Annotated in this window: 8 protein-coding genes and 1 pseudogene; 1 reads left to right on the top strand and 8 read right to left on the bottom strand. The window is 39.4% G+C overall.

All coding sequences use genetic code 11. The features are described from left to right. From AC06OU_RS08900 to AC06OU_RS08935, 8 genes and pseudogenes are all read right to left on the bottom strand, one after another. Positions 1-572: pseudogene (locus tag AC06OU_RS08900) on the bottom strand (dipeptidyl aminopeptidase); the annotation flags it as partial. Positions 573-584: 12 nt separating this feature from the next. Beyond that, on the bottom strand, positions 585-2,384 hold the full coding sequence (locus AC06OU_RS08905; protein ID WP_475855287.1) for a ligand-binding sensor domain-containing protein: 1,800 nt from the start codon (positions 2,382-2,384) through the stop codon (positions 585-587). A gap of 12 nt (positions 2,385-2,396) precedes the next feature. After that, positions 2,397-3,632 (bottom strand): DegT/DnrJ/EryC1/StrS family aminotransferase, encoded by a 1,236-nt coding sequence (locus AC06OU_RS08910; RefSeq protein WP_475855288.1) that lies wholly within the window; start codon positions 3,630-3,632, stop codon positions 2,397-2,399. Between the two features lie 18 nt (positions 3,633-3,650). Then, a complete protein-coding gene (locus tag AC06OU_RS08915; protein ID WP_475855289.1) occupies positions 3,651-5,321 on the bottom strand; it encodes a polysaccharide deacetylase family protein in 1,671 nt (556 codons plus the stop codon). Between the two features lie 471 nt (positions 5,322-5,792). Further along, entirely contained in the window at positions 5,793-6,275 is a 483-nt protein-coding gene (locus AC06OU_RS08920; protein ID WP_475855291.1) for a hypothetical protein, read from the bottom strand. Beyond that, positions 6,272-6,478, bottom strand: a complete 207-nt coding sequence (locus tag AC06OU_RS08925; protein WP_093496836.1) for a helix-turn-helix transcriptional regulator — start codon at positions 6,476-6,478, stop codon at positions 6,272-6,274. Before AC06OU_RS08925 ends, AC06OU_RS08920 begins: the two co-directional genes overlap by 4 nt. 210 nt (positions 6,479-6,688) lie before the next feature. Then, positions 6,689-6,952 (bottom strand): YqkE family protein, encoded by a 264-nt coding sequence (locus tag AC06OU_RS08930; RefSeq protein ID WP_342560665.1) that lies wholly within the window; start codon positions 6,950-6,952, stop codon positions 6,689-6,691. Between the two features lie 15 nt (positions 6,953-6,967). After that, on the bottom strand, positions 6,968-8,152 hold the full coding sequence (locus tag AC06OU_RS08935) for an acetyl-CoA C-acetyltransferase (RefSeq protein ID WP_475855293.1): 1,185 nt from the start codon (positions 8,150-8,152) through the stop codon (positions 6,968-6,970). Positions 8,153-8,262: 110 nt separating this feature from the next. On the opposite strand from AC06OU_RS08935, the gene AC06OU_RS08940 reads away from it, so the two are divergent. Continuing rightward, positions 8,263-9,159 (top strand): hydroxymethylglutaryl-CoA lyase, encoded by an 897-nt coding sequence (locus tag AC06OU_RS08940; protein ID WP_475855294.1) that lies wholly within the window; start codon positions 8,263-8,265, stop codon positions 9,157-9,159. The last annotated feature ends 23 nt before the right edge of the window (positions 9,160-9,182 follow it).

Consider the following 9,182-nt stretch of genomic DNA (forward strand, 5'->3'; position numbering starts at 1 on the left):
TGCTGATGATCCACAAGCATTTTAGCTACTGCAGACCAGTTCGGATGTGCGGCGTCAAAGCTTGCTGTCTGAAAAGGCTTTTCGTCCTGTAGCACCCGTTCTCCAGCTGTTATCGTATCCGGGGCAAGTACTACATAGCCTCTCTTAGCAAGCTCAAGTCCATATTGTCTGTTTGGTCGTCCCTCTGTTGTACTTACATCATCCTTCCCGTTGTCGCTCGTTGGATGAAGCGCAATAACGGAGGGATGTTGTTTGTGACTAGAGTTCAAAACCTCTATGGCGTCGTCTTTAGTAGAAACTTTTTTGCTGTTACTTGCTTTCGGTATTAGAAGGTTTGCTGGAACCGTATCGTTGAAAACAGTGGCGTACTTTATCTTAAATAAATAGTAGTCCTCATACGACTCCCAAGAGATTATATCAAAATTTGTTTGTACTAAAGGTGGGAGCCCACCAATACATTGTAACCAAGTTTTTTCGATTGCATCTCTTTTGTTCTCCCAATCTCTTTTACGTTCAATTAATCGTAAGAGAGAAGGCGCACCCTGTAGATGTAAAGTGGACAATGCATACATTTCTTCACCCCATCATTCTATACTTACACTATACAAATGACTACCACTGCCATAGTAAACTCTTTCATTAAATAGGACAGTACCACTACTCGCTTTAGCTTCTAACCTATTTTTAAGGATTGGTTCGGGGCATGGTTGTTGAACATCAATCGCAATAAGTGCGTCTGACATAAGACAGTAAAGCGTGTGATTAGGCTCGTCAAAAACAAAGCCTGATCGCATCGGTTCCCCATAACTGGATAGATCTTTTCCGGATAGAATAGTATTCAATTCAGTATCCCATATAAAGTACATTCCTTGCCCAGTAACACCATGCACCCGATTATACATGTCTGTATAAATAGCAATAATTTCTCGTGTTCCTTTAAAGGGAACGAAACTGTATTTTAGTTGCATGGTTGTTCGATCAAGCACATACAAGCGTGCATCCTGTTCTTTTGATACTGCTCCTCCAGGTGCTTCTATACTTGTGCCTCCTATAATATCTCCATTGCTGAGCTCACTAAGACAAATAGTACTGTGAAAGGGTAATATATCTTCATTGCGTATTACGACCTGCTTTTCTGTATCCATATTATAAATTGCCAAGGCTCCACCAACTAGTCCATAGCCCGGAAACCCACCCCATATTATTTCTTTCGTTCCACTCAAGGCAAGGGCACAGCGAGGTCGATGAATCTGATCCTCTTCTAAAACTAAACGAGGAATAGAAGATTGCTGATCTAAATCGTGAACATATAGCTTTCCACCTGCGTAGGCTACTCCCACTAACAGATTTCCATGGGAGGCATAAGCACAAATATTTCCTCCCCCTCCCTCTTCTAGTGCTCCAAAATTATGAAGAGAGTTATTGGTTGGATCATACCGAAAAAATTGTAGAGGGTGCATGGACGTTCCATAGATAAATCCATCTGGAGCGAGAAAAAGACTTGAAAGCTCCGCTCCCTCCGAATGGTAAATTAAATGAATTGTTTTCTGTATCCCACTATCCTTATGACTAATTTGAACAAGCCCTTCAGATAAGCTGTAGTGCTCGATCTGATAATTCGATTCATCTGGAAAGTGGACTTTTTGAAATCCTGTTCCTACAAAACTAGAAGGTGCAGCATTTTCTGCAGGATTACATTGTCCCTGAGAGAAATTTAGCCACTGAGAGGCCGTTAACACATTCTTCAAGTCGGATGCCTCTATGTGTCCATAGACAGTACCATCGTTTCCAAGATATACATAGCCTGCTCCCTTCTGCCTTTGTTGAGAGGAAAGCAAACTCTTTTTCTGGCCACTTATCAAATGATAGGCTATTATATCCCTTTTCTCAGTTCCAATGCCCACATAAGCCCATCCGTGAGTATCAAGAGCTATTGTTCCTGGATATTTTTCCTCGGCATGCATAGAGCCGTAATCTACGACACGCTTCGTTTTGCTATCATAGGAAAGCAGGTGACAGTGAGGGTATGAAGTGAAATAAATCATTCCCGAACTGTCCTCTGCAAAGCTAAAACCGACTATTTCCTCACCGTTTTCAATTACTTGATAATCCACAAAGCACTCTTTGAAAGGGTCTAACACGAGCAGCATATTACCTGCCCCCGTATAAAATAAGCCTCCACTACTAAAAGAGGCAAAAGGGTATTCCTTATTTGCTAGTGGAAAGAAAACTTGCTTGCTTGTTCCCTTTTCTAAATCGACTATTAATACAAATCCTTTGGCTGCAATTATAAATCTACTCTCTTCTTCCTTCGTACATATAGCAGCTGTTCGCTCCTCCTCCGCGACAACCGGAGTTCCATGATCTATAAGTTTGTTATACATATAGGCTCTCCTTTAGACGCAATAATGGGCAGCTACCTTATTTAATGCAGTAATCATATCCTCTATATCATGATCACTAAAAAACTCATTTATATCCAACCGTATCGCTGTCTTCAAAATTTCTTCTGCATTTGGACAGCTACCAGCTTCATAACTATAATCGCCTAGACTAAATGGATATTCGCTATTTAAGTATGCCTGTTTTTGCTGGAATAGGCTTTGTGCATATAACACTTGTGAAATGTACCCTGGTGAATTAGGAATACCCTCTGCTGTAAGTGCATCTGAGAACTCTTCACGGGTGCAGCTTAACACATCTAAATCGAGCGTTAGCATATAAAACCAGTAGCTGCACCATCCCCCAGCTGTTATTTTCATTGGCCGTATACCCTTAGTGTTCTGTAATCCACTACTCAATCGTTCTCCAAGCTCATTTCTTCGCGTGCATATCCATTCCAGTTTTTTTAACTGAGCAATACCAACAGCACCTTGAAGTTCTGTCATGCGATAGTTAGGTGCCAGATAGTGAATATCTTTTACAACTTCCTTGTCATGTCTTTTATAGTTTTTATCTGCAAATGCATGAGTGGTAAAGTAATCTTCCTCATCCCCAGAATTTACAGTAACAATCCCGCCATCGCCTGTTGATATATGCTTAAAGTCGTTTGTACTAAAGCATCCATAATCACCAATTGTGCCAGTTAAGTGCCCTTTGTAAGTAGTGAGATAGCTTTGGGCACAATCCTCTATCACTTTTACATTGTATTTTCTAGCCAGTTCCATTATGGAATCCATGTCGCATGGGTTTCCAGCAAGATGAACAACAATAATCGCCTTTGTTTTAGGTGAGATTACCTTTTCAATGGCTTCAGCAGTCATGTTATAGCTATTTGGCTCTAAATCGGCAAATATAGGAATGGCGTTCTGATATAAGATACCTATTACAGTACCCTGGTCTGTAATTGGGCTAGTTATGACCTCGTCACCGACTGTAACACCCGCTGCTCCTAGAGCAACATGCAGCGCAGCAGTTCCTGATGAGGTAGCCACACTATACTTCACATTATATAAATCATTAAAATCTGCTAAAAACTTCTTAACCTTGCTACCGAAATGATAAAAGAGTGTATTTTGCTCTAGTGCCTCTAGTAGCTCCGTTGCTTCCTCTGCACCAAAGCGTTTCCCAGTTCCGAATGGAGTCGTTTTAACCTTTTGCCCACCTAAAATCGCTAAAGTATTGTTTATCATTTTTTAGACCCTCCAGCTTTACGCTTCCTTTAAAAGGTGATTCGTAACAGAAACCATCTTACAGTTCAGCCCAAAACGTTTGACCGTTTGTGCACCTTCTTCTGTAACAGGCATTAGAATAACGAGCTTATCGTCAATCGAATTTTCATTAAGTACCACACCATTCTCTTCAGATACATCTATAATTTTAACCTGGCGTCTCGCTCTCTCCCAATCATTAATTTGCTTACTAGTCCAAAACGAGAAGCCTTGCTGCCTTGCCATACGGATTAGTTGAATAATCGCTTCGCGTACTGGCGGTTGCTGATAGATGTGTATTTGATGAAATAGGAAATGAGCAACTCCATTCACTCTTTTGACCCCTTCCAAAAATGGTTCGATAACCGTAGCATCCGCTAACGTATTATGGTTCAAGTCTTGGGTCAGAAAACCAATCTCTAGCACATCATACATTCGATTTTTTTCATCGGCCCAGGCGATAGGGAAATAAGGTTGACACGTGCCGAATAAGAAGCCGATGTTTCCTCTCTTACTAGGACCTCTCGATTGATCCGCCTGTATTCCATATTTCTCACACCAAGTAAAAAATTCTCCCCAGCCTTCAAACCTCGTATAGTGATTTTTATTGGATGTTACTTGTTCAATTCCTACTGTCTGTTGTAACCAAGTAAGTTGGGCATGAAAAGCATTTTCTGACCAAATGCCATTATCTGTTTCTAATGCATTGTAATGGAGAGCTAGTTCATGTCCGTCTGCCTTGATTTGATTGTAAAGAGAGGGATTATATCCAGGTACAATCATACACCAAGTCGATTGCACGCCTTCTTCCTTTAAGGTATCTAACGTTATTTGTGCTGATTCGTCCACGTTCAAGTCACTATCATGAGAGATTAAAGCAACATGTTCTACTCCTGCTGGCCAATAATCAATGAAAGGAAGCGTTAGATTTTTATCAAGAGCACACTTTACTAAATGCTCTATTAATGCTTCTCTCCATAAATCAGCATAAGGATGTGGAAAATATGGCATACCTGTTTCAGTAACCGTTCGGTCTAGGTCCCAATCGAGCATAAATCCGTCGTCCGCCTTTAATATCTCCTCATCCAAGTTTGCACTTCCGTCGGGAGCAGGAACACCGTCTTCTGTTATAGGAGCAGTACCTTGCTGTAAGCCTACAATTGTTTGGGGAATAGAGACGGCCCATCGCTCAATTGTCCCTTTTCCATATTTAATTTGAAGCAGTGCATCTCCATTGCCCTCTTGTAAAGCTCCGAATTGTTGGATTTCTAACTGATTTCCAAAATAGACCCATGGATCTGCGTGTAAATAACGAAGTGATGTTGACTGGTTAAGAAAAGAAGAAAGCTCTGCATAGCCTATAGCAGGAATAGAATGAGAACTGAAGCCTAACCTTTCTTTTAGACAATGAAGATCGCCATATGAAATGACAGTCCCTCCATTTTCTACGTAATCTAAAATTTTCGTTTGAGCAGCTTCTGTATTAGGGCAACAAGCAACAATCATTAAGTCAAAGGAATCAAGCTCCTCGATTGAATCTATTTTTTTATAAGGCAGTCTTACATGATTAAGAATCTCTTCCAAATAGCGGTCAAAAACATTTACCCCTTTCTCCCACTGTTTTTCTGTTTCCTCTCTATCTAAAAGAACCCCCACTTTTGCCATCCTCATTTAATGGTCACTCCTCTACAAAAAGACATGTATATTACCTGTCTATAATATTGTTATGATAATCATAGTATAACTGGGTATTTTTATCAATTAGTTATTTGAAAATTTTACATTTTATAAACTTTTAGTGTAGGAGGAGCACGGATTTTACAGGTTGTTTTACTTGTACATAAAAAAGCTTGGAAATATATCTCCAAGCTTAATAGATTTTAATGCTTTATTTTTTGCTTAGTTGAAAGTTCATAATCGAGAAAAAATCCGAACCCAATAGTTCTCCGCTACGGTGGTCGCTTTCTTGGGGTACGCCTCGAGCCTGTAGTCCCTCTCACGCACTTGGCGGCGAGGAGTCGCTGCTTTTTCTAATAACAATAAGATTGTCTTACAAGAATCAGCTGGCTTCTTAAACAAATAAAACGTGAAATCAAACTACAGATTTCACATTTCTTTAGTTTACCTTTCTCTCATCCTCATTCACTTATAATATTCAACGCACCATGCTATAGCATAAGCAATGCTTGAAGTTGCTATTGTTCCAGCAAATAAATAGATAGGAAATGCAGGGTTAAGATAAATGTAATTTGTAGAAAGAACCATGATCGACATTGCAATAATTGCACTCAATGTAAAAGCAACATGAGAAGCTCTGGTTGCTTTATTGGTGATGCTCAGCTCCCGTTCATCACCATCTTGAAATTCTCCAAACTTCAAAAGGATATCGGCCCGTTTTCTTGACTTCAATCTTAGAGAAAGAATTAATTGAAGTACCATTAATAAAATACTGAGGACAAATGGCCACCAACTAAATTTTACATCCGCATTTATAACTTCACCGTTTGACAACCCTCTATCGAATTCATCCATCAACCAGATGTTTTCATAAGCAAAACCCATTGCATATGCAAGCACCCCTATAATAATGATTTTGCTGATACTTTCAAATAGAACAATCTTCATTTGCCATCCCCCTTGAAAAAGATTTTTTCAATTGGCTCCTGAAACACTTCCGCTATATTCATCGCGAGTAACAGCGATGGCACATAGGTTCCTTTCTCCAGCGAGACAATAGTCTGACGCGTTACACCTACTTTTTCTGATAAGTCTTTTTGTGTAAGGTTAGACCTTGCTCTCAGTTCTTTTAAACGATTCTTTATCTCCATTTATTCCCTCCACTGCTTTTTAATTACCTTTAATGTAAAGTAAACCAGACATAAAGTAAAGTATTTCTTACATTAAAGTGGAGATAAATATAAGGGTCAGTATCGTTATAAATTTACACTCATTATGATTCAAAAATAGCCCCTAAAATTTTGCTGTCCGCAAAATTCTAGGGGCCATTCATTTTTCGTAGGAGATTTCCCACACATTTTTTAGAACTTAGAACCACCAAAGCCATACTCATCGAGCAGTTCTTCGAAGGTTTTATTTTTTTCTTTCTGTTTCTTTTCAAAAGCAAGCTGTGCCTGTCTTTCTTCTTCCTTCTCTTGCTCAGCTGTTACTAATTGCTTCTTTGTTTCTTTTAACTTAGCAAGCACATCCATAGAAAGCTGATCTGAAAGAGAATTCCCATCTTCTTTTACAGCTGAAGATTTAAAGTTAGGCTGTTGCTGTCTTTTTTGTTTCTTCTTAGCCAATATTATTCACCTACTTTATGAGCGTTTCACAATAGTGGCTACTCCTTGTCCTCCACCTATGCAAAGTGTCGCAAGCCCCGTTCTAGCATCTCTTTTCTCCATTTCATGAAGTAAAGTAACGAAAATTCGAGCACCACTCGCACCGATTGGATGACCTAAAGCAATTGCTCCACCATTTACATTTAGTATATCATGATTGAAGGCAAGCTCTCTATCTACTGCTATAGATTGAGCAGCAAAAGCTTCATTTGCTTCAATTAGCTCGATATCACTTAAGGATAGTTTTGATTTATTCAACACTTTTTTCACTGCTTCCACAGGTCCAATTCCCATCACGCTTGGATCTACTCCAGCAGATGCATTAGCAAGAATTGTAGCTAATGGTTTTAAGCCTAGTTCTTCAGCCTTTTGTTTGGACATTACGACAACAGCTGCTGCGCCGTCGTTAATACCCGAAGCATTTCCAGCCGTAACTGAACCGTCCTTTTTAAAAGCAGGACGCAAACCAGCTAGCTTTTCCTCTGTTGACCCTTTTTTCGGATATTCATCCTTATCAAAGATAACAGGCTCTCCTTTTCTTTGAGGAATCTCAACAGGAACTATTTCATCGTTAAACTTGCCAGTCTCTACAGCTTCCGCTGCTCTTGCTTGAGACCGAGCAGAAAATTTGTCCTGCTCCTCACGCGAAATGTCATAGCGGTCACAAAGATTTTCTGCCGTTATTCCCATATGGTAATCGTTGAAAGCACACCATAGACCATCAGAAACCATACTGTCTACTACTTTTTGATCGCCCATTCGGAAGCCTTCTCTAGCATTTTTTAATAGATATGGAGCCTGACTCATATTCTCCATACCACCAGCAACAACTATATCTGCATCTCCAGCAATAATTGCTTGTGTTGCCAAATGTATTGCTTTAAGACCTGAACCACATACTTTATTTATAGTTAAAGCCGAAACGGATTGTGGTAAACCTGCTTGTATAGAAGCCTGTCTAGCAGGGTTTTGTCCAAGACCAGCCTGAAGCACATTCCCCATGATTACTTCATCCACTGATTCCTTAGAAACTCCAGCTTTTTCTAAAGCCTTATCAATTACAATTGCTCCAAGCTTTGTTGCCGGAACATCCTTTAGTGCACCTTGAAAAGAACCAATAGCAGTTCTAACTGCACTTACGATTACAACTTCATTTGTCACGTGAATTTCCTCCTTCATATCCCCTATTTTCAATAAAACTATGAAACAAAAATTTTAAAATTTGCTTGTTCAACCAACCTTTCTTTACAATAAAAGAGGGAGGGATGAATATGTATAGTTTACCAAAAAAAGTGACAATTATCGAGGTAGGTCCACGAGATGGTCTACAAAATGAAAAAAATGTAGTACCAACTGATGTAAAGCTGTTATTTATCGAGCAACTTCAAAAAGCCGGTGTAGAGGAAATGGAACTAAGCTCCTTTGTGTCACCTAAATGGGTACCACAAATGAGTGATGCAAAAGAAATTGTTACAAATGTGAAAAAAGTGGGTAGACAATTTGTACTAACACCAAACAAAAAAGGAATAGACCTAGCATTGGAAAATGGAGCTAAAAGTGTCGCTGTTTTTGTAGGCGTTTCAGATAGCTTTAATAAAAAAAATATTAACAAAACTACTAGAGAAAGTATGAATGAATTAAAGCCTCTTGTAGAAAAATTAATAGAAGACGGATATTTTGTCCGTGCATGTATTTCCACTGCTTTTAGTTGTCCTTTTGAGGGTGCGATCGATCCGCAAAAAGTAACTGAACTCTGTAAGGAATTTGTGTCATGGGGTGTACAAGAGCTTAGCGTGGCGGATACTATTGGAATGGCGAATCCAAAAGAAAGCTACGAACTTTTCCATACGTTAATAAATGAGTTTCCTCATACATTAATTACTGCCCATTTTCATGATACTCGCAAAATGGGTATTGCCAATATATTTGCAGCGTTACAAGCAGGTGTATTTCGATTTGACACCTCCGCTGGTGGTTTAGGAGGTTGTCCTTTTGCACCGGGTGCAACAGGCAATGTAGCAACTGAGGATGTCGTGAATATGCTACATAAAATGGATATTACCACCAATATCGACATAGATGAATTATTAAACGCTGTCGACATAATTTCTCCTTATGTGTCCAGACCAATTGAAACAGGTATGTATAAACTATTTAAAAGCAAGTAGGTGTTGACCTTGAGAAAAAGAGT

The organism is Psychrobacillus sp. (assembly GCF_056205495.1).